This is a genomic window from Paenibacillus sp. KACC 21273, from assembly GCF_028736095.1.
Classification (GTDB): domain Bacteria; phylum Bacillota; class Bacilli; order Paenibacillales; family Paenibacillaceae; genus Saccharibacillus; species Saccharibacillus kyungheensis.
In genome coordinates this window covers 2,999,208-3,021,448 of the sequence record NZ_CP117876.1, presented here as the reverse complement: position 1 = coordinate 3,021,448, position 22,241 = coordinate 2,999,208, and the positions used below count along the sequence as shown (strand labels likewise).

Sequence of the window (22,241 nt, the reverse complement as noted above, 5' to 3'; positions counted from 1 at the left end):
TATACTTGTCTACCTTTTTAGCTTGATTTCCAGCGATCATACGCTACCTGGTAAATCTCTATAATCCGATCTCCACCCATTTGCTTGATCGTTGCTAAATACGTATCCCAACTGGTTAATGGTTCTTGTCCTGTAACAAATTTGGCTTCCATTTGCTCAATATACGTATCCATATCTGCACGTAGACTTGAAATTTCAGCCTGTTCTTCTTGCGTTAGATACAGAATAGGGAAAGGTGGTTGTGGATCATAGGCAAGAATTTTCTCGTCATTTTGCTTGTCTACCCACGTATCAAATTCTTCTTTTAATCCTTTTTGCAAATCAGGACTTAATAATGTAGGCGCTGGCGTACCATAGTTCGGTGTTAATGTTCCACGGTAATCTTCACGACTATTGTACTGGCTTGGGAGCTCTTTCCATTTCTTAGTATGATCTTTTTCATTAACCGTCTCGTACATTAGACCTTCAGGGCCTTTGTCGAACAGCATAGCACCTTCATAGCTGTACATATAATCGACCCAGCGCATAGAAGCTTCTGGTGAAGGGTTGCTTTCAGTAATAGCAAATGATCCGGTAGATAACCCCGGGTGAATAGCAACAGCTGGCTTGTCTACAGCATCACTTTTCACAGGAACAAACATCGGGTCTTTGGTTGTCGGCTTACCACCATGCGTGAAATAAGCATGCCAATCTTGGAAAAGACCTAGCTGATTGTTAGCCCCTTTGGCTTTTTTCTGATCAGGAGTTTGTGAGAACGTTTCATGATCTAATAGATTTTCATTCCACAAGCGATTCATATACGTTAAAAATTCACGATATCCTTCTTCGGTACGAGCAAAATGTACTTTACCATCTGCATCATTATAGATATCTTCTCCATAGATACCCCAAGCACCTAATAACCATGAACGAATATCATCTAATTTGACAGAAGCTAAAGGAATTTCGTCTTTTTTGCCATTACCATTCGGATCTTCATCACGGAAACGAATCAATAGATCGTACAATCCTTCGGTAGTGGTTGGTAGATCTTTGACTTTCAATGCTTCCAAAAAGTCACCGTTATACCACATCGGACTGCGATACCAGATACTTTGCTGATTGATTACCGGTAATGAATAAATATGACCATCCGGTGTAGTGATCGATTTGCGGATAGATGGATCTTCGTCCATCAGCTTTTTAAGATTGGGTGCATAATTATCGATTAGACCTTCCAGTGGAAGCAAAATACCTTGATTTCCGTAGTTGACTTCGTCTGCTTGAGTGAGAGAAGAAGCATAGAAGATATCTGGATACTCACCGCTGGCAAATACCAGATTCTTTTTCGTTTCAAAGCTATCCAATGGCGGATTTTCGAAAGTGAACGACACGTTTGTTAACTTTTCCATTTCTTGAAAAGCAGGCATGTCTTTCCAGTTCTGTAGACCAACATCAGGGCCCATCATTGATAAAGTAATCTTTTCTTTGACGATAGGGAATCCTTCTTTACTTACATTTTCAGCCGAATTCGACTTGGCGGCTTCTTCAGCTTTGCCACCAGAACAGCCAGCAAGAAGCGTCGTTCCTAATACCAACGATAATGCGACTGTACCTGTTTTGCGCATAAAAGTAGAACGGAATCGAAATGGAGATTGATTTGTCATAATAATCCTCCTTGTAAATGATAGTAGACATTCGATCGTAAGCGCTTACCCTTTGACTGATCCTATCATAACGCCCTGTACAAAATAACGCTGAACAAAAGGATAGACCGCAATAATCGGCAATGTAGCAACAATAATAACAGCATATTTGAGCAGAGCCGCCATATCTGCTTTGGCATTCATCGCCATTGCAGCTTCACCGCTTGTAGCGGCACCTTGAGCAGAAGTAGACATTTCTTGCAAAACAAGAATCTGACGCAATACCATTTGTAGCGGATACTTGGATTGATCATTTAAATATACCAAAGCGTTAAAATAACTGTTCCAGTGACCTACACCATAGAATAGTGCCATTACTGCAATAATAGGTGTTGATAACGGAACAACGATTTTTAGAAATAATCTCAAATTCGTACATCCATCCATATGAGCGGCTTCTTGAAGTTCAATCGGAATCGTGGATTGGAAAAATGTCCGCGCTACAATAATGTTCCAGACCGAAGCAGCTCCTGGCAAGATCAATGCCCACATCGAGTTCACCAGACCTAATTGTTTGACGATAAGATACGTAGGGATCAGACCACCACTAAAAAACATTGTGACCAGAAACATTCCCATAAAAAACCCTCGTCCTACAAAATCTTTACGACTGAGTGCATAAGCCGCAGGTAAAGTGACCAGTAGATTGATTAACGTGCCGACAACCGTATACAAAATCGTATTTCCATAACCAACCCAGATTTTACTATTTTCAAAAACTCTAATGTATCCTTCAAATGTAATTCCTTTGGGCAACAGCCACATTTCGCCTGAATTGACGTAAGAAGGTGTACTGATCGAAGCACTTAAAATGTAGATAACAGGGTAGAGTACTAGTACAAACGCGATCGTCACATACAGGTAGTTGCAAATCAGAAACAAACGGTCTGTTTTGGTTTCTTTGATCACAGCAGCCATAGATCATCCCTCCTTAATACGTTATAGATAAGCTATATATGAATTACCATAGACTATGTTCTGTTGTACGACGAGCAATCTGATTCACAGTAATCAATAGAATCGCATTAACCGCTGAATTAAATAGACCTACTGCTGTTGAGAAGCTGTACTGTACATTAATCAGACCGGTACGATATACAAACGTATCAATAACATCAGAAGAACTCATATTAAGAGCATTTTGCAATAATAAAATCTTCTCAAAACCAACGCCTAAGATACTCCCTATACTCAAAATCAGCAAAATTGTAATCGTCGGGATAATGGTTGGAATATTGATACTGATAATACGCCGAAAACGACTTGCACCATCCATAATAGCGGCTTCATGTAGCTGTGGATCGACCGCGGAAAGGGCAGCAAGGTAAATGATAGTTCCCCAGCCTGTACTTTGCCAGACACCGGATAAGACGTACATCGTTTTGAACCATGCCGGATCGGTCAGTAGATTAGGCGCAGTAAAGCCTGACCATTCTATAAATTTGATAATGATTCCTGTGGAAGGAGAAAGAAATGTAATAATAATCCCTGCCATAACTACAACAGAAATAAAATGAGGAGCATACGTAACGGTTTGTACAGTGCGTTTGAAAAATCCATTTTTGATCTCATTAAAAGCGAGTGCTAATAAAATAGGTAAAGGAAAACCAACAGCTAATTCGTATAACGAGATACTTAATGTATTCCATAATAAATCCCAGAAATAATAAGATTCAAAAAAACGCTTAAAATGCGTAAAACCTACCCATGGACTATCGGCGATCCCTCGTGCGGGCAGAAAGTTTTTGAAAGCAATCTGAATGCCATACATAGGTCCATAATGAAAGATAAGAAAGTACAAAAATGCAGGTGCTATTAAGATGTATAATTCCCAATTACGTGTGATCCTTTTCCAAAGTGACTTACGCCGATCAGATACACTAACTTCAGAAATAGAATCAGTATGAACGGTATTCGATACATTTCTTTGCATCATAGTCCTCCTTTCTAGTGAAACGATAGAATAATAAAGAAGTGGTGTACCGCTATGTGTATAGTCTTATTGTAGAAATATAACGGTTGAGCCGTAAATATGTGAATCATGAAGTGAATAGTAAAAAAGCGCATATTCCTTGGTATTACAGGCTTTATAGAACATAGAGAGTATCAATCTACTACTCAAAAAGATCAAGAAGTATGTAAAATTTGCTGTCATATAAGTAGTCATTTTAACAAAAAACAGATAAATAAATGATTTTCCTATTTATAAAACGCTTACAAAATAAATATAAAATATCAATGTTAGTTGTATGCGTTTACATATGTAAGGTTAGTGAGGGGTAGAAGTGAAATGTTTAGTACAAGAGGGTTATGTTTAAAATATTTCCATACGTTCTTTCCATTAAATAGAAAGAAGTTCGTATTCTACATATTACAAATTCACTTATTAAAGGATGATTATAAAATGGATCAAAACGATAAAGTGTTAGATAAAATTGTTGGTGTATTTGATAACGAAGCTCAAGTTAGTCGTACGTTAGAAGATTTGAAAGCAGCAGGATTTACAGAGCAAGATATTTCAGTTATTGCTAAAGACCATGAAGAGATCGAACGAATAGAGCAAGAGACTGATATGGATACAGCAGAAGGCATGGCTTCCGGTGCAGCTACAGGTGGAGTGCTCGGCGGGGTCGCTGGTCTGCTAATTGGATTAGGAGCATTAACGATTCCGGGTATCGGGCCAATATTAGCAGCAGGGCCAATAGCGGCTACTTTTACAGGAGCGATTGTAGGAGCTGGTGCAGGCGGTCTTGCTGGTGGTCTAGTAGGCTATGGTGTACCTGAAGAAGATGCACGTCATTATGATGAGCGTGTCAATGAGGGAGCTATACTGGTATTGGTTGATGAATCAACAGGACGTGGAACTGAGATCTACAATATTTTCCGTAAAAATAACGCTTCTAATGCACAATATGATGAAATGTAATTCATAGATCATTAAAAATCGATCTGCAAGTAAAACACCAATAAATGATAGATAATTTGTAAATAGCTATCAGAAAACAATAAGGCAATTGTACAGGTGATTATACTGTACAATTGTCTTTTTTTATGCCTATTCAGCAAGTCTATACATAGCTACATTTTGCTAAAATAAATAGTCGTTGACAACTTGTATATACAAGAATATAATCCTGTATATACAAGTTGAATGTAAGCGATATTCTAACCATTGATAGCAATCTGATTCAAGGAGAAATGTGAATATGAATGCTTTATCCACACAATCAGTCCAAATTACCCGACAAGACTGGTGGCGCAAATCGGTCGTGTATCAAGTCTATCCACAAAGTTTTAATGATACGACAGGCAAAGGAACAGGCGATATCAAAGGTGTTACTCAAAAGTTAGATTATCTAAAAGGACTAGGTGTTGAGATTGTCTGGTTACAACCTGTCTACTTATCCCCACAAAATGATAACGGTTACGACGTAGCCGATTACTACCGTATTCATCCTCAATATGGAACGATGGAAGATATGGAAGAATTGATTGCAGAGATTAAGGCACGTGATATGTATTTGATGACTGATATTGTAGTCAATCATTCTTCAACAGAACATTATTGGTTCCAAGAAGCTCGCAAATCCAAAGACAATCCGTATCGGCATTATTATATCTGGCGTGATCCTGCTCCAGACGGCGGTGTTCCTAACAACTGGCAGTCCAAATTTGGCGGCTCAGCATGGCAATATGATGATCATAGCGGACAATATTTTTTGACATTATTTGATAAAACGCAAGCTGATCTGAATTGGGAAAATCCTAAAGTTCGACAAGAAGTGATTGATTTGTTGACTTTTTGGGCAAATAAGGGTGTTAGCGGATTTCGGATGGATGTTATTAATTTGATCTCCAAAGATCAGAATTTCCCAACCGATACCGATGAAGGCGGTCTGGCTATTAGAGACGGTCGTAAATTTTATACCGATGGGCCGCGTGTACATGAGTATGTGAAAGAGTTGTATGAAAAAGTATTTGAACCTTATCAAGCCGTAACGGTAGGGGAAATGTCATCAACAACACTGGAGCATTGTATACGTTATTCCAATCCAGAGGAAAAAGAATTTTCGATGACCTTCAATTTTCATCATTTGAAAGTAGATTATCCGAATGGTCAGAAATGGGAATTGATGCCGTATGATTTTGAAGCATTAAAATCATTATTGTCCCACTGGCAAGTAGGAATGCAGCAAGGGGGAGGATGGAACGCTTTATTTTTCAATAATCATGATCAGCCGCGCGCATTATCACGTTTTCTAAATGATGATCAATACCGCGTAGAAAGTGCCAAATTATTAGCAACCACTTTGCATGGCTTACAAGGAACACCTTATATTTTTCAGGGTGAAGAAATAGGGATGCCTAATCCGCAGTGGTCAAGTATTGATGAATTTCGAGATATAGAGTCTACGAATATGTATCGCATTTTACAAGAACAAGGCAAATCAGCGACAGAAGCATTAGATATTATTCGTGAACGTTCGCGTGATAATTCACGTACACCGATGCAATGGGATAGCAGCACTAATGCAGGATTTACAACAGGAACACCATGGATCAAAGTAGATGAACGTTATCCAGATATCAATGTACAGTCTCAGCTTCATGATCCGTTCTCCGTTTATCATCATTATCGTCAATTGATTACACTTCGCCAGCAAGTAGAAGTGCTCACCGATGGTACATATGAACGATTAGATCAGTCCCATCCTCAGATATTTGCTTATACACGTAGCAATGCACATGAGCGCATCATCGTTATTTCTAATTTTAGTGCAGAACAAGCAGTATTTCATTTACCAGAGCAGATCACACAACAATACAGTTCAGCACAATTACATGCGGCTACTTTATTGATCGGTAATACAGTCACTACACCACATGTAAGTGAATCCATAACTTTAGAACCGTATGCGTCTTATATGTGGCTTCTGCATGAAGATCGTTCTGTATCCAATCGTTCTCAATAATTGATCCAAATAATCAATCATTAATCTATACAAATAAAGTATGAGCGGAGTAGAGCAGAATCAATCTGTTCTACTTTGCAAGTACATGAACATGCAGACATAGTGAAGGAGTGGGGTTAGGTGGCAGATATCGATAAAAAAAGTGTAGAGCAGATTATAGCCGCAGTCGGTGGCAAAGAAAATATAGAAGTAGCTACACACTGTGTAACACGATTACGATTTGCTTTGCATGATGATAGTCTGGTAGACAAAGATGCGTTGGATCAGAATGATCTGGTCAAAGGACAATTTTCATCGCAAGGTCAGTATCAAGTAGTTATCGGTCCCGGACTTGTTGATAAAGTGTACAACGAAATGATAGCGATTACGGGCGGTAATCGTGCTTCCAAAGATGATGTAAAAAGTGCAGCTAGTAAAAAGCAAAATCCGATTCAACGAGCAATCAAAACACTGGCTGATATTTTTATTCCGATTTTGCCAGCGATCGTTACAGCAGGTTTGCTATTAGGGATTAATAATATTTTGACAGGCGCAGGTATTTTCTTTGAAGGACAATCTTTAGTTGATGTATATCCACAATGGAAAGATTTTGCTTCTATTATAAATACGATAGCCAGTACAGCCTTTACGTTTCTTCCTGTATTGATCGGTTGGTCAGCCACCACCAGGTTTGGCGGTAGTCCTTTACTCGGGATTGTACTCGGTCTGATTCTAGTTCATCCAGATCTTATGAGTGCTTACAAATACGCAGATGCTGTCAATAGTGGCACTGTACCTGTATGGAATCTATTTGGCTGGGAAATCAACAAAATCGGTTATCAAGGACAAGTGTTACCTGTACTTGTATCCGCTTACGTATTATCACGCATCGAAATATTTTTAAATAAACGAATAGCTGATTCTTTTAAGCTATTATTGTTAGCTCCTATTACGTTGCTAGTCACAGGTTTCCTTGCATTTACGGTTATCGGGCCGGTTACGTTTGCAATCGGTAATGTGATTACAAGTAGCTTTGTTTATGTATTTGATACCGTTCCTGCTCTAGGTGGTCTAATCTATGGTGGATTGTATGCATTGCTAGTTATTACAGGAATGCATCATACGTTCCTTGCAGTCGATGTACAATTGATCGGAACACAAGGCGGCACCTTCTTATGGCCAATGTTAGCTTTATCTAATATTGCTCAAGGTGCAGGCGCATTAGCTATGGTACTTATTTTGAAAGATCAAAAAAGTAAAGGTCTAGCGATTACATCGTCTGTATCCGCTTTTCTCGGTGTAACTGAACCGGCGATCTTCGGAGTTAATATTCGTTACAAATATCCTTTTGTATTCGGAATGATTGGTTCAGCTATCGCAGGGGTGTTGCTCACGATTAATCATGTGTTGGCGTATTCAATAGGGGTCGGCGGTATTCCCGGATTCCTTTCTATTTTCCCGGATCAGTGGGGTGTATTCTTTATCGGTATGGCAATCGTATTGATTGTTCCATTTACACTTACATTGTTATACGGCAAAATTATGATCCGTCGTCAGCAAAATAACAGTTCTGCTGATGATACCAAAAATGTATCCAAAGCAACGACTCCAACAACGACCGAATCGGTTAAAGGCTCTGCTCATCAAGCGCTATCTGGTTCTCAATCGAATGCTACCAGTGATGCAGATGCAGTGGATGTGTTGGAAGTGTTAGCTCCTGTCACAGGAGAAGCGGTTATGTTGGAACAGGTACCTGATCCTGCTTTTGCTGAAAGACAAATGGGTCAAGGGATCGCTATCGAACCGACAGATGGCAAAATTGTTGCTCCATTTGCCGGAACGGTCGTGCATATTATGGCAAATAGTAAGCATGCTATGATTTTGGAACATGCGACTGGCGTACAGATTCTGATTCATGTAGGTATTGATACTGTAGGTCTCAAAGGCGAAGGATTTACAGTCCATGCGGAGACAGGAGATACGGTAGAAGCAGGTCAATTGTTATTAGAATTTGATCGTGATGTGATTCAGGCAGCAGGGTATCCGATCATTACACCTATTATTGTGCCAGACGGTCAAGATATGATTGAATCGATTGAAGAACTACCGGGTACAGTCAATGACTTGAAGTATCAGATTCTAAAAATTCATCTTAAACAATAAGCCTGATCTCGGTGACGTTGGTATATTGTGTAAAACAATTTGCTGATTTCAGATGATTCAAAAAGTGCTACAATAAATGTGGTGATGACAAGTGAATACTAATATTTTTCTACAAATTTATCATGATTATTCAGAACGTATTCAATCCGGTGAGATCGCTGCGGGTACCAAACTTCCTTCTGAAAATGATCTAACCAGAGAATATGGCATTTCTCGTGAAACAGTGCGCAAAGCACTTCAATTGCTTTCAGAGAATGGATTTATTCATAAAATTAAAGGTAAAGGCTCATTTGCACTTGATATTGGACGAATGAATTTTCCGTTAAGTGGTCTGGTTAGCTTCAAAGAAATGTCTGAACGAATAGGACGCAAATCACAAACGATTGTTTACAAAACAGAGCATATTCCTATACCTCATGCAGTAGCTCGTCATTTGGAAACAGATAAACATACAACTGTATGGCAAGTGATTCGTGCTCGCAATATAGAAGGCGAAAAGGTCATTCTGGATAAAGACTATTTCCGCTCTGATATTGTCCCGTTGTTAACAACAGAAATTGCTAGCGGATCGATCTATACTTATTTGGAACAAGAATTGAATTTGCAGATCAGTTACGCTAAAAAAGTAATTTCTGTAGAAGATGCAACCACTGAAGATTATGAATTGTTAGATTTAAAAGAGTACACTCATGTTGTTGTAGTGCGCAACTATGTTCATTTAGAAGATACGACTCTTTTTCAGTATACCGAATCAAGGCATCGGTTAGACAAATTTCAATTTGTCGATTTTGCTAGACGTTCTCCTGGAGAAGAAAAGTAGATTTATCAATGAACAACAAAAGAAGTTAGTACAAAAAGGTCTGTCCTGTTCGCTGTTATTCAGTGAATAGTGACAGCCCTTTTTGTGATCAGATATGTTATAAGAGGCGGAAGTATGGTTTTTTCCATTATGAGAATAAGTGCTGACTTGTTTGACTTTTAATCGTAATCTTACTACACTCAGAGTATAGATTGATAATTCCTACTTGTTTAATTGGTTTTTTTTATTTTCTTATTTATTGACCAATGGTTTAAAATACAATATTTATTATGATTATTCATCTAACAACACACAATGATTAGATCATCAAAGGAGCAAACTCGAATGGCTTTATATCGCAGTACTATGGATTTGATCGGAAATACACCACTGGTGGAAATCAATGCGTATGATTTACCAAGAGGTATTCGGTTATTTGCCAAGTTAGAATTTATGAATCCTGGAGGCAGTGTCAAAGATCGGGTAGGTAAAGCGTTACTTCACGATGCACTGGCTACCGGCAAAATCAAACCAGGTGGCACACTTGTGGAAGCGACAGCAGGAAATGCAGGGATTGGTCTAGCGATGGCGGCGATCCATGAAGATATTTCTGTTGTATTTGCTGTGCCAGAGAAATTCAGTATCGAAAAGCAGACCTTAATGAAAGCGTTAGGAGCTCGGATTGTGCATACTCCGACAGCGAAAGGAATGCGTGGTGCTATAGATAAAGCACGTGAACTGGTAGAAGAAATACCGGGTGCGTATTGTCCGGGGCAATTTACCAATCCAGATAACCCCAAAGCGTATTATCAAACGATGGGACCTGAGATCTGGAACGATCTTGAAGGGAAAGTGGATGTATTTGTCGCAGGGGCAGGCTCTGGTGGTACATTTATGGGCACAAGCCGTTATTTGAAAGAGCAAAATCCAAATATCAAAACTGTCATTGTAGAGCCCGAAGGTTCTATTATCAATGGCGGCGAATCGGGATCGCACAAAACCGAAGGAATCGGGATGGAGATGATTCCTGAATTTATGGATAAATCGTATTTCAATACAATTCATACTATTAGTGATGAAGATGCTTTTCATCGTGTCGCTGAATTGGCTCGGCTAGAAGGATTATTGATCGGAAGTTCAGCAGGATCAGCGCTTCATGCTGCTCTTCTAGAAGTCGAAACAGCGCCCGATGGTGCTCATATCGTCACCATTTTCCCGGATAGTAGTGAACGTTATTTAAGCAAACAAATTTATGAAGGTGGTATTTAAATATGAAACGCAAAACAAAATTGATTCACGGCGGTATCTCTGGTGATCCTCATACAGGCGCAGTCAATGTGCCTATTTATCAAGTAAGTACGTACAAGCAAGAAGAGATTGGTGTACACAAAGGATATGAATATTCTCGTACAGGCAATCCGACACGATTTGCATTGGAAGAATTGATTAAAGACTTAGAAGAAGGATATAAAGGATTTGCTTTTGGCTCAGGAATGGCGGCTATTCATGCCGTATTTACTATGTTCAATACAGGCGACCATATTTTGCTTACAGATGATGTCTATGGAGGTACATATCGTATCTTCACCAAAGTGTTAGCACGTCTGGGGATCGAGTCTACTTTTGTAGATACAACCGATCTGGATGCTATTCGCCAAGCAATACAGCTGAACACTAAAGCTATCTATGTGGAAACGCCAACCAATCCTTTGCTTAAAGTTACAGATATTCGCGCTGTAGCCGATGTAGCCCATGAACATGATCTATTATTTGTCGTCGATAATACATTTGCTACCCCATACTGGCAAAATCCTATTCCATTAGGAGCAGATATTGTGCTTCACTCTGCAACCAAGTATTTGGGAGGGCATAGTGATCTGGTAGCAGGGTTAGTTGTAGTAAATAGTGAAAAGCTTGCTGAAGAGATCCATTTTATTCAAAATGCTGTCGGTGGAATTCTAGGGCCACAAGATGCATGGTTATTGATTCGTGGGATCAAGACATTGGGACTACGTATGGAAGCGATAGAACGTAATGCACAAGAAATCGTAACGTTTTTAACCGAACATCCAGCAGTAGGCAAAGTCTACTATCCAGGTCTAACTTCTCATCCACAGCATGAATTATCCAAAAAGCAAACAACAGGTTTTGGCGGTATTATTTCATTTGATGTCTGTAGTGATGCCAAAGCAGCAGAATTACTCAAAAAGCTGACTTATTTCACATTAGCAGAAAGTCTAGGAGCTGTAGAAAGCCTTATTTCAGTACCTGCGCGTATGACCCATGCTTCGATTCCAGCAGAACGAAGAGCAGAATTGGGCATTACACCAGGATTAGTACGTATTTCGGTAGGCATTGAAGATGGAGAAGATCTGATTGATGATCTCAAAAAAGGTTTAGATCAATAACTTCATATTATGCAAACAAGCGATAAACTATCACTAAAAATGACAAAAATGAAATATTTATTTTGTTGTAAACCAGTGTATAGACGATCGCTTGTTTTTTTATTTTATATTTCTTTAGAAATCATCGCATGATCCTTAGAAAATGAATAAGATAGAGTATTACATATAACATTATAGAAATAATATCGTTTGGATAAAGAGAGTCAATAAAGATAAATGGTGATCAGAAGTAGTGATTATAGCAGTGTATATTAGAGAAAAAGCGTTACCATTAACCAAATGTTGGTTGGTTTAATCTTTTTTATACGGTTAATAACACTATAAGCAACAAACACATATAAAAAAAGTGCAGTTCAATTGTCTGCACAATTATTACTTACATGCAATCATTTATACATGATGCAACTTTTCAAAAAAAGTGTACTTATCCTGAGGAGGATGAAGAAAAATGATGGACCATAACAATACAAATGAAATGAATAACGAGCAAACAAATGACAAAGTTGTAGGAATGTTTGTAGAAGAACAACAAGCAACTCGTGCGATTGAACAATTAAAAGCCGAGGGTATTTCTACAGATCAAATCTCTGTTATTGCCAAAGACAAAAAAGATTTAAAACATATTAGTGAAGAAACAGGAACAAAAGCTCCTGAAGGGATTGCTACAGGTGCAACAGCAGGAGGATTGTTAGGTGGAACTGCCGGTCTTCTTGCAGGTCTAGGCATGATGGCGATTCCTGTATTTGGCCCGATTATGGCAGCAGGCCCAATCGTTGTCGCATTAACAGGAGCAGCAGTCGGCGCAGGTGCTGGTGGTCTAGTAGGCGGTCTGATTGGACTTGGTATTCCTGAAGATGAAGCAGCAGAATACGAGAACAATGTAAATGAAGGACAGATTTTGGTATTGGTAGACAAATCTGCGGGTCATCGCAATATGATTTATGATATTTTCCGCACTAATCATGCTTCTAACAGTCGATTCTATGATCGTAATGATGCAGCTGCACCAACGATCCCAACAACAACGGCAACACCAGCAACAGATCATTTGAGTACGCCTGTGGATCATACAGTATCGACAGATTCGATGAACAATGATCGTTCTAATATAAACGAAGATGAGCAGACAGCTATTTTACGTGAAGAAGCACGTCTGGGACGTAGTAGTGAAAATGTAGTTGATAAAGATGTTTCTTCTACGCCAACCAATCCATTACACCGCAATTAATCAATAGGACTCATCACATCATTATTTATGATTTATAAATTTACAAATAATGAAAATATTAGAATATAACCAAAAATAGCTGTTTTAAACACTTTTTTACGGTTAATCATATAGCAGAACGATAGAAACAGAACAATACAAATTTGCTTACAATCCAAGGAGGATAAACACTATGGAAACTCATAACACTAATGATTTAAATAACACTAACGAATTGAACAATGACAAATTGGTAGGCGTATTCCAAACAGAACAACAAGCTAGTCAAGCGATCGAAGACTTGAAAGCGTCTGGTATTAACAAAGACAATATCTCCGTTATTGCCAAAGACAAAAAAGATCTGAAGCATATCAGTGAAGAAACAGGAACCAAAGCACCTGAAGGCATTGCAACAGGAGCAGCGGCTGGTGGTACAATCGGTGGGGTAGCAGGATTGCTAGCAGGTATCGGTATGATGGCTATTCCAGTATTTGGTCCAATTATGGCGGCAGGCCCGATTGCAGTAACATTAGCAGGCGCAGCAGCTGGAGCTGCTGGTGGTGGATTAGTAGGCGGACTTATCGGTCTTGGTATTCCTGAAGATCAAGCGAAAGAGTATGAAAACAATGTAAAAGAAGGTCAAATTCTAGTTTTGGTTGACGAGCATACAGGTCGCCAAGTAACAGTATATGATATCTTCCGCAAAAATCAGGCTTCCAATACAAAATATTATGATACAGATACAACAGGAACAGGTATTGATAGTGTAAATGTTGATCCTGACTTGAATGATCGTAGAGTGGACAGCGAACGCGATCCATTGAACTTGCCTAGAAAATAAGTTGTCGATATAAAGATAACAAATTATAAACTTATGTGTAATTAAGGTGCTAAAAGGCTCTATAAGCTAATCACTTATAGAGCCTTTTTTTGTATTTAATTTTAAGTGTTCCATTGGATATAACTTGGGTAATAGTAAAAGAAGTGAAATATAGTTAATATTCCATTATTTTATTGTAAGAAATCTTTTCTTGTTCACACTCTATCGTACGTATTTATTTACAAATATTATTATACATAACTACATAGAGATGAGATTGATTATAAATAGGAGGTAGGTTCATGATTAAATTTGCACAAGTATCCAAACAGTATGAAGATGGCACGATTGCTGTACATCCGATGGATTTACATATTCAAAAAGGTGAGTTTTTCGTATTGGTCGGGCCAAGTGGATGCGGTAAAACCACAACTCTCAAAATGATCAATCGATTGATTGAACCAAGCTCAGGATTTATTTCTATTAATGATCAACAAGTCAATGATGCTCCTGTACACGAATTGCGTCAAAGTATAGGGTATGTGCTCCAACAGATCGCTTTATTTCCACATATGACGGTAGAAGAGAATATTGCTATTACTCCTGAATTATGTGGATGGGATCGTAAAAAAATAGATAAACGTGTCGATGAATTACTTCATATGGTAGGGCTTGATCCTAAAGTGTTCCGCACTCGTAAGCCGGATGAATTATCAGGCGGACAACAACAACGTATCGGTGTACTGCGTGCGCTTGCTGCTGATCCACCTGTTATTTTAATGGATGAACCTTTCAGTGCACTTGATCCGCTAGCCAGAGAACGATTGCAAAACGATCTGTTAGAACTTCAAGTGACGATTCAGAAAACGATTGTATTTGTCACCCATGATATTCAAGAAGCACTCAAGTTAGGAGATCGAATCGGTCTAATGCGTGAAGGGAAAATGATTCAAGTCGATACTCCAGAGCAGTTGTTACATCATCCTGCACATCCATTTGTGAGTGAATTTTTCAGCTCTGTACAAGGGGAATCGTATACATTCAATTCACCTTCGCTGCTCAAAAAAACATCTATATCTAGCAAAGGAGACGCTGAATAATGAATAATATATGGGAAGTAATGATTCAGCGACAAGATCAGTTATTACAAGCTTTAACTCAACATATACTTATTTCTTTTGTAGCTTTGTTATGTGCTTTAATTATTGCTATTCCTTTAGGCATTTATATCGCACGTCATTTGAAAATATCTGAAGGGATATTAGGTATTGCCGCTGTATTACAGACGATTCCTTCGCTTGCTTTGCTCGGTTTATTGATTCCGTTATTAGGGATCGGGATTGTACCTGCGATTGTAGCGATCGTAATCTATGCGCTATTGCCGATTTTGCGTAATACATATACAGGTATCCGAAAAGTCGATCCTTCGTTATTAGAAGCGGCTGATGCGATGGGAATGACCCCGACAAAAAGATTATTTAAAGTCGAATTGCCTTTAGCGATGCCTGTTATTATGGCGGGTATTCGGACAGCGATGGTACTTATTATCGGAACGACTACATTAGCAGCTTTGATCGGTGCAGGTGGATTAGGGGATATCATATTGCTCGGTATCGACCGTAACGATACAGCTTTGCTTATCTTGGGTGCTGTACCTGCGGCATTGTTAGCGATTATCTTTGATGTTCTGCTACGTGTGATCGAAAAAAGATCATTCCGTCAATCTATTATCTGGTTATCAGCTACAGCATTGATCGTGATCGCGGTAAGTGTGATTCCGTTACTGAATAATACGCAAAAAGATCTGGTGATTGCAGGTAAGCTTGGAGCAGAACCCGAAATTTTGATCAATATGTACAAAGAATTAATCGAACAAGATACCAATCTAACCGTTGAACTCAAGCCAGGAATGGGTAAAACACCATTTTTGTTTAACGCCCTAAAAAATAAAAATATCGATATTTATCCTGAGTTTACAGGTACAGCGTTAGCTGAATTTTTGAAAGAAGATGCTGTAAGTACAGATAGCAATCAAGTATACAATCAAGCGAAAGAAGGAATGGCCAAAAAGTTCAATATGGATATGTTATCTCCGATGGAGTATAACAATACTTATACTTTAGCGGTTCCTGAGGCTTATGCACAGCAGAATAATTTAGAAAATATTTCAGATCTACAAAATGTATCGTCACAAGTCAAAGTAGGTTTTACACGCGAATTTGCTGATCGTAATGATGGATATGTAGGCATGACCAAGTTGTACGGATTTACATTTCCTAATTTGCAAACGATGGAACCGAAATTACGCTATAGTGCAATCGCGTCCGGTGATATTCAATTGATGGATGCTTATTCTACGGATAGTGAATTGCAACGATATAAGTTGAAAGTGCTCAAAGACGATAAAGGATTATTTCCACCTTATCAAGGTGCGCCATTGATGCGTGATGAGACATTGAAGCAATATCCAGAAGTAGCAGAAGCTTTAGATCATTTGTCCGGTCAGATTACAGATGATGAGATGCGCAAAATGAATTATCAAGTGGATGTTGAAGGGAAACCTGCATCCGAAGTAGCCAAAACGTTTTTACAGCAAAAAGGATTGTTGAAATAAAAGATAATTAGAATAAGCGATCTATTTTTTTACTCTTCTTTCTGTAAAAAAAGATTTATAGAAAAATAAATAAAATTGAGAAAATGAAAGTTTAAGAAAAGTTGTATGATTTCAGTGGATAATGAACTGAGATTGTACAGCTTTTTTGATGTTACTCAAAATAAAATCATAGATGTGAAAAATTTGTTCATAAACAGTTGTACCTTGTTGTTCACATTTGAGGTATAATGAAAGGATGCACTAAATCAGATCACTTGGAGGAATACACGGATTGAACACTTATCCATTTACATTTGATCCCGGACAACCATTTATTAAGCAGGCGAGTGATTGGATCGCGGATGTTTTTTATGATATTTTACCCGAAGCAGGTTTTGAGGTAAGAGACGAACAGATTTATATGGCTTTTCAATTGGAAAAAGCATATGCCGAAAAGAAAACTATTTTTGCAGAAGCGGGTGTAGGTACAGGGAAAACACTAGTCTACCTTTTATATGCTATTGCTTATGCTCGTTATACACGCAAGCCTGCTATTATCGCTTGTGCCGATGAGTCGTTGATCGAACAGCTGGTCAAACCAGAAGGGGATATTAGCAAGCTTGCCAAGCATCTTAATCTGGTAGTAGATGCCCGTCTAGGGAAATCGCCGGATCAATATATTTGCTTGAACAAATTGGATGTAGTACGTGATGATGCAACAGAAAGTGATGTGTATCGCGATATCTATGCCGGTTTGCCGGAGTTTGTACATTACCCGGATACAATGCAATCTTTTTATCCATATGGTAACCGCAAAGAGTATCCTGAATTGACCGATGGCGAATGGAATCGGATAGGTTGGGATGTATTTCAAGATTGTCTGGTATGCCCGCAACGTCATCGCTGTGGTCAGACATTATCGCGTGAACATTACCGTAAATCGTCTGATTTGATTATTTGTTCACATGACTTTTATATGGAACATGTCTGGACATATGATGCTCGCAAACGGGAAGGACAACTTCCTTTACTGCCTGATCACAGTTCAGTTGTATTTGATGAAGGTCATTTGCTAGAAACAGCAGCTCAAAATGCGTTAACACACAAGTTAAAACATTCTCTTTTTGAAAGTATTGTTGTGCGCTTGTTAGAAGGAGAAGTTCGTGAGACGTTAGCACTTGCAGTAGAAGAAGTGATTTTGGAAAGTGATATTTTGTTCGAGAAGTTAGCGAAGTACAGTCAGCCTGTACCTGCTTCAGATCGCAAAGAAATCAACTGGAACGAAGATCTGATGAACCAAGTTGGACGTGTTCAAGCACAGATTGCTGTGATTGAAGAAGAATTAGTATTTGAAAGTGCATTATTCACACTGGATGATTATCAGCTCAAAATTGTAGAAGAACATCTAGAAATGATTCAGATCGCATTGAACCTTTGTCGCAAACAAGATCAGTTGATCTCATGGGTCACAGGAGAAGAGGCCGATCTTACACTGGTGATTATGCCGAAAAAAGTAAAAGAAATTCTGAATGAGAAAGTATTTGCTAAAAAAATGCCTGTTATTTTCTCTTCAGCAACGTTATCAGTAGAAGGTTCATTTGATTATATTGCGCATAGTCTGGGAATCGATAAATATCTTGCCTTCTCAGTAGCTTCTCCTTACGATTACAAAGAACAAATGCAAGCGAATCTCATGCCTGTACTGCCAGGTGTGACGACTACTTCTGGTGCTTCTTTGGGATTGTTGGATCTCAATGCTGTCAATGTACAGTCTGAAAGAGTACTTGGATTATTGGATCAATCGGGTGGGCGTGCTCTTATCTTATTCTCTTCTATTGAGGAATTAGCTGCGTTCCGTCAAAGTACACAAAACTTTACAGGATATGCTAAATATCGCATGTTATATGAAGGATCTGCCGAAATCAGTCATTTGATCTCTGCTTTCCAACAAGATGAGACTAGCGTATTATGTGCAGTTACGTTATGGGAAGGATTAGATATTCCGGGACCTTCGTTGTCCAATGTGATTGTCTGGTCATTGCCATTCCCTTCTAACGATCCATTATTTGCTTCACGCCGTGCGGAAGCAGTAAATGCTTTTGAAGAAGTCGATATGCCTTATATGTTACTTCGTCTCCGTCAAGGCATGGGCCGCTTAATCCGTTCACGTGAAGATAGTGGAAGTGTATCCATCTTCGGTCGAGAATTGGATCAACCAGATGTTCGTCAAGCGGTTGAGCAGTTGTTACCTTGATTTGGATGAAATATAAATAAGAAGTGGTTGGAGTTATAAAATAGTTGCACGACCATTTAAAACCATATAATATCAAAAAGGGATTGAAGATATATTCAATTCCTTTTTGTTGTGATCAATCATACATAAGAGTAGGGGATAATGTAAATTATGCAGATGATCGATATTCAAGCTGTTTATGAACAATTTAATGCACTCAGTGCAAGTATCAAATTTTTGATTGCAGGTGTAGCTACATTCTTTGTATTTATGTATAAAACATTTGCAACGATGTATGCTGAAAATGATAAAAATGCAAAGACTATTTCTAATCAGAAAGTAGAGATTCTTTTTAAACTGCAAGCTGAATTATCTATTTATCAAAAAAGCAGTAAACAAATAGCAGATCAGAACGAACTGATTTATACATTAGCAGATACTATGATATATTTAGATTTTAAATTACGAAAAAAAGTAGAACTATTTTATGAAAATCGATCAGATCATACTTTGCAATTAATAGAAAAACAGATCACATATGAACTTAATAACAGTCATATGATTCTTAGAAAAAAGTTACCGACCGAACGATTCTTTTTATTTACAAGTAATATGGTTAGACCACTATTTCCAGTATTAATATCGTTAATATTTATTGCGGTTTCTTTTTTTATCGTGATTAATTCAATGTTAACAGGTGATATTTACAAACAGTTAGAAATTGTAGCTGGATATTTCTCTATACTTATTGCATTATTTATGTTCGTAGTTCTAGTCGATTTAATGATCAATGATTTCAAAAATGTACAGTTTCGCTGGATTCCCGTAACAGGTTCTCTACTTATGATAGCTGTACCTTTTACACTGATAAATTCATTTATCTCTGGACTTACTATCATCTCTATACAAATCTTTATTTTTGTATGTATGATTTTTTTACAAAGAAATAACTAAATGGTTTGATTTAATATAGATAACAACAATGATTAAAAAAGAGCAAAGTATTCGCCCTTGAAATCGAATCCATAGTTAAATAAAGATTCGATTTCAATAAGCTTTGGGAAGAAGATGAATGTTTGGATTGAACTTACTCCCAGTATTCATCGTCTACTGTCTTTTCAATTCTAATGATCAATCTTTTATCGTATATACATATGTTTTTTTGCCACTTGTAGAATAACCTTTATTTTCAAAAGTCAAAGATCCACCTTTATTTTCTCCAGTAAAGACTAAGTCATCTCCATGATAAAATGTATCATTTGTTGCATAATAATCTTGTTCTTCTTTATTGAGTAACTGAGTATACAAAAGAGTTGTAGATTTATCTCGTAGATTGATTAAAGTAAGAAATCCTTTATTATTAGGACGTACGATTAAATACTGATCACTGATTCCAAGAACAGAGTAATCTGCTAGTATACCTGTCAATGTAGATAGGTTACGAGTAGAAATGACTTTACCTTCACTATCTAGAAATTCCAGTGCATCCTTATTTACAAGTACAGCATTTCCTTTGTATTGGATTACATTTTGTTCAAAACGTTGCCAATAGTGTACCTTAGCTTGACGAACGATCTTATCATCTTTGACAAACGCTGTATAAAAATCGTAATTGATCATTGGTTCGCCATAATTATCTAACCATTCCACAACATGTCCACCTGTATTCACATCATAGACTTGAAGACGAGATACATTTTCTAGCTTATTGTTTAACTTTCCAGCAAGTACGGGTGTAGCAAAAGCAGAAGAAGAGAAATATAACTCATTATTTTGGTTACTGAACCAGATTGTAGCTGTTTTGCTATTTGCTTTATCGAAAGTGATATCAGATTTGAAAGTAATTAACTTTTTCTTGCTGTTCCAACTCACCTGCTGACCGGAAGCTTCGGCGATCATACGTGCGGGTACATAAGTAAAATTTTTAATCGTAACTATAGCTTGTGGGAGGTTTTTTACTTTTGTATTAACTTTAACCGTCCCTTTTTGTACATTCAATTCAGTTAAATATTTTGGATAAGTTAGTGTAATTGTATGTTGGGATGCATTCCAATACGTATGAATACCTACTTTTTGACTGATTTCGCGTAAAGGTAGATATACAGAACCTTTGATCATAACAGGGGGTGTTTGGAGATCTTGTGTAATGTTGTTCTCGTTGAGCATGATTTGAATTGTAGATTGAGTTATAGATGAAGTAGCTGCATAAGCAGTTGTCGATGGCTCGGTATACAAAGCAGACAGTGGAGTTGCAGAGAGAGCAGTAGCAAATAAAGCAATAGTAACTATTTTAGCAGTAGAACGAATCGTAGAGTATATCATTGTAAGACCTCCTTTAGTAAATTAATATGTAAAATATAATATATGAACAATAGTATAGATGTGATCTAAAATAAAAGGTTGCATTTACTTTAAATGGTTAAAAATGGTTATATTTTGAGCGAAAGTGGTATATGTCTTATGGATATGTCATAATAAAGAGGTTACATAGTAACGATTACACTTATAAAATTTGAAGAAAGCACATTTGAGAGGAAATGAAATGATGAAAAAAGTAAATAAATTGGCAATCGGCACATGGGCACTTACCGCATTGGTAACGGCATCTTTATATTCAGCACATTCTGTACAAGCAGCATCTGCAACTTCAGCATTACCTGCGGCTAGTACATCCAAATCGATGACATCTACAACAACGGCTGCGACGACACCAGCAGTTTCCTATTATACAAAAGATGGCGTATGGACTGGAGTGAAAAAGTTAAACCATGATAGTGTAACTCCACTTATCGTTGAAGCTGAAAAAAGATACGTATACACTTCTACAGGTGGCAAAACATCTACAACTGATAGTACTTTTTCTTTAAATAACAAAACATATCGTTACTTATCTACTGATATCAATACACATGCTAAATTATTAGCGTATTTGACAGAAACATATACCAAACAAGCAAGCGAAGCTTATATTCAAAAATATGTAATCGAGAACAACGGCAAGCTGGCACAAGTGGTGTCGAATGAAGACAGCAAGTTAGAATTCAATCGTTCTACAGCTAAAATGATCAGCATGACAGATACCACTCGTGTATATCGCTTAACGGTTCCTTATGTTAAAGATGCACAACCTGTCGAGCGTATGCTTGTGAAGTTTGAATTAGTTGATGGTTTGTGGAAAATCAATACTTCACCAAGTGCATTGTTTTAATATTTAGCAAAATGAATAAGATAAGTACAATAAAGAAATACTTTTTCTAACGTAATTTATTACGTTTAGGAGAAGTATTTTCTTTTTTTATCACTATTAAAGAATAAAAATCAATTTATAATCATCAAGACAATAAGTAATTATTGTAAAATACTTAACAAACTAACAATAAT

At 37.7% G+C, this 22,241-nt stretch carries 17 protein-coding genes; 13 read left to right on the top strand and 4 right to left on the bottom strand.

The window, feature by feature from the left end; all coding sequences use genetic code 11:
* Nucleotides 1–17: 17 nt before the first annotated feature.
* Genes PQ460_RS13145 through PQ460_RS13135 form a run of 3 tightly spaced genes read right to left on the bottom strand, consistent with a single transcriptional unit; the run spans nt 18 to nt 3,618 of the window.
* Complete coding sequence (locus tag PQ460_RS13145; protein WP_274170078.1) at nt 18–1,646, bottom strand: extracellular solute-binding protein; 1,629 nt, start codon at nt 1,644–1,646, stop codon at nt 18–20.
* A 45-nt stretch (nt 1,647–1,691) separates the two neighbouring features.
* Entirely contained in the window at nt 1,692–2,603 is a 912-nt protein-coding gene (locus PQ460_RS13140; protein ID WP_273616096.1) for a carbohydrate ABC transporter permease, read from the bottom strand.
* Nucleotides 2,604–2,646: 43 nt separating this feature from the next.
* Nucleotides 2,647–3,618 (bottom strand): ABC transporter permease, encoded by a 972-nt coding sequence (locus PQ460_RS13135; protein WP_274170077.1) that lies wholly within the window; start codon nt 3,616–3,618, stop codon nt 2,647–2,649.
* Between the two features lie 471 nt (nt 3,619–4,089).
* On the opposite strand from PQ460_RS13135, the gene PQ460_RS13130 reads away from it, so the two are divergent.
* From PQ460_RS13130 to PQ460_RS13075, 12 genes are all read left to right on the top strand, one after another.
* Nucleotides 4,090–4,611 carry a general stress protein gene (locus PQ460_RS13130; RefSeq protein ID WP_274170076.1) on the top strand — a complete coding sequence of 174 codons (522 nt, stop codon included), beginning with the start codon at nt 4,090–4,092 and terminating at the stop codon, nt 4,609–4,611.
* Between the two features lie 280 nt (nt 4,612–4,891).
* Nucleotides 4,892–6,658 carry an alpha,alpha-phosphotrehalase gene (gene treC, locus PQ460_RS13125; RefSeq protein ID WP_274170075.1) on the top strand — a complete coding sequence of 589 codons (1,767 nt, stop codon included), beginning with the start codon at nt 4,892–4,894 and terminating at the stop codon, nt 6,656–6,658.
* A 120-nt stretch (nt 6,659–6,778) separates the two neighbouring features.
* A complete protein-coding gene (gene treP / locus PQ460_RS13120) occupies nt 6,779–8,800 on the top strand; it encodes a PTS system trehalose-specific EIIBC component (protein WP_273616100.1) in 2,022 nt (673 codons plus the stop codon).
* 91 nt (nt 8,801–8,891) lie between these two features.
* The gene (treR, locus tag PQ460_RS13115) at nt 8,892–9,620 is read left to right on the top strand and encodes a trehalose operon repressor (RefSeq protein WP_274170074.1); all 729 of its coding nucleotides are present in this window, start codon (nt 8,892–8,894) and stop codon (nt 9,618–9,620) included.
* A gap of 324 nt (nt 9,621–9,944) precedes the next feature.
* The gene (locus PQ460_RS13110) at nt 9,945–10,868 is read left to right on the top strand and encodes a PLP-dependent cysteine synthase family protein (protein ID WP_273616102.1); all 924 of its coding nucleotides are present in this window, start codon (nt 9,945–9,947) and stop codon (nt 10,866–10,868) included.
* Nucleotides 10,869–10,870: 2 nt separating this feature from the next.
* Nucleotides 10,871–12,007: a bifunctional cystathionine gamma-lyase/homocysteine desulfhydrase gene (locus tag PQ460_RS13105; protein ID WP_274170073.1), complete on the top strand. Its 1,137-nt coding sequence runs from the start codon at nt 10,871–10,873 to the stop codon at nt 12,005–12,007.
* A 448-nt stretch (nt 12,008–12,455) separates the two neighbouring features.
* Nucleotides 12,456–13,235 (top strand): general stress protein, encoded by a 780-nt coding sequence (locus tag PQ460_RS13100; RefSeq protein WP_443147157.1) that lies wholly within the window; start codon nt 12,456–12,458, stop codon nt 13,233–13,235.
* Nucleotides 13,236–13,407: 172 nt separating this feature from the next.
* On the top strand, nt 13,408–14,055 hold the full coding sequence (locus PQ460_RS13095; protein ID WP_274170071.1) for a general stress protein: 648 nt from the start codon (nt 13,408–13,410) through the stop codon (nt 14,053–14,055).
* Nucleotides 14,056–14,336: 281 nt separating this feature from the next.
* On the top strand, nt 14,337–15,134 hold the full coding sequence (locus PQ460_RS13090) for an ABC transporter ATP-binding protein (protein ID WP_274170070.1): 798 nt from the start codon (nt 14,337–14,339) through the stop codon (nt 15,132–15,134).
* A complete protein-coding gene (locus PQ460_RS13085; RefSeq protein ID WP_273616105.1) occupies nt 15,134–16,648 on the top strand; it encodes an ABC transporter permease/substrate-binding protein in 1,515 nt (504 codons plus the stop codon). Before PQ460_RS13090 ends, PQ460_RS13085 begins: the two co-directional genes overlap by 1 nt.
* Nucleotides 16,649–16,919: 271 nt before the next feature.
* Entirely contained in the window at nt 16,920–18,881 is a 1,962-nt protein-coding gene (locus PQ460_RS13080; RefSeq protein WP_274170069.1) for an ATP-dependent DNA helicase, read from the top strand.
* Between the two features lie 150 nt (nt 18,882–19,031).
* Nucleotides 19,032–19,814 (top strand): hypothetical protein, encoded by a 783-nt coding sequence (locus PQ460_RS13075; protein ID WP_274170068.1) that lies wholly within the window; start codon nt 19,032–19,034, stop codon nt 19,812–19,814.
* 177 nt (nt 19,815–19,991) lie between these two features.
* On the opposite strand, the gene PQ460_RS13070 is transcribed toward PQ460_RS13075, so the two are convergent.
* Nucleotides 19,992–21,182, bottom strand: a complete 1,191-nt coding sequence (locus PQ460_RS13070; RefSeq protein WP_274170067.1) for a stalk domain-containing protein — start codon at nt 21,180–21,182, stop codon at nt 19,992–19,994.
* Nucleotides 21,183–21,405: 223 nt separating this feature from the next.
* Here PQ460_RS13070 and PQ460_RS13065 point away from each other — a divergent pair, with 223 nt between their 5' ends.
* Nucleotides 21,406–22,068 carry a DL-endopeptidase inhibitor IseA family protein gene (locus PQ460_RS13065; protein ID WP_274170066.1) on the top strand — a complete coding sequence of 221 codons (663 nt, stop codon included), beginning with the start codon at nt 21,406–21,408 and terminating at the stop codon, nt 22,066–22,068.
* Nucleotides 22,069–22,241: the final 173 nt, after the last annotated feature.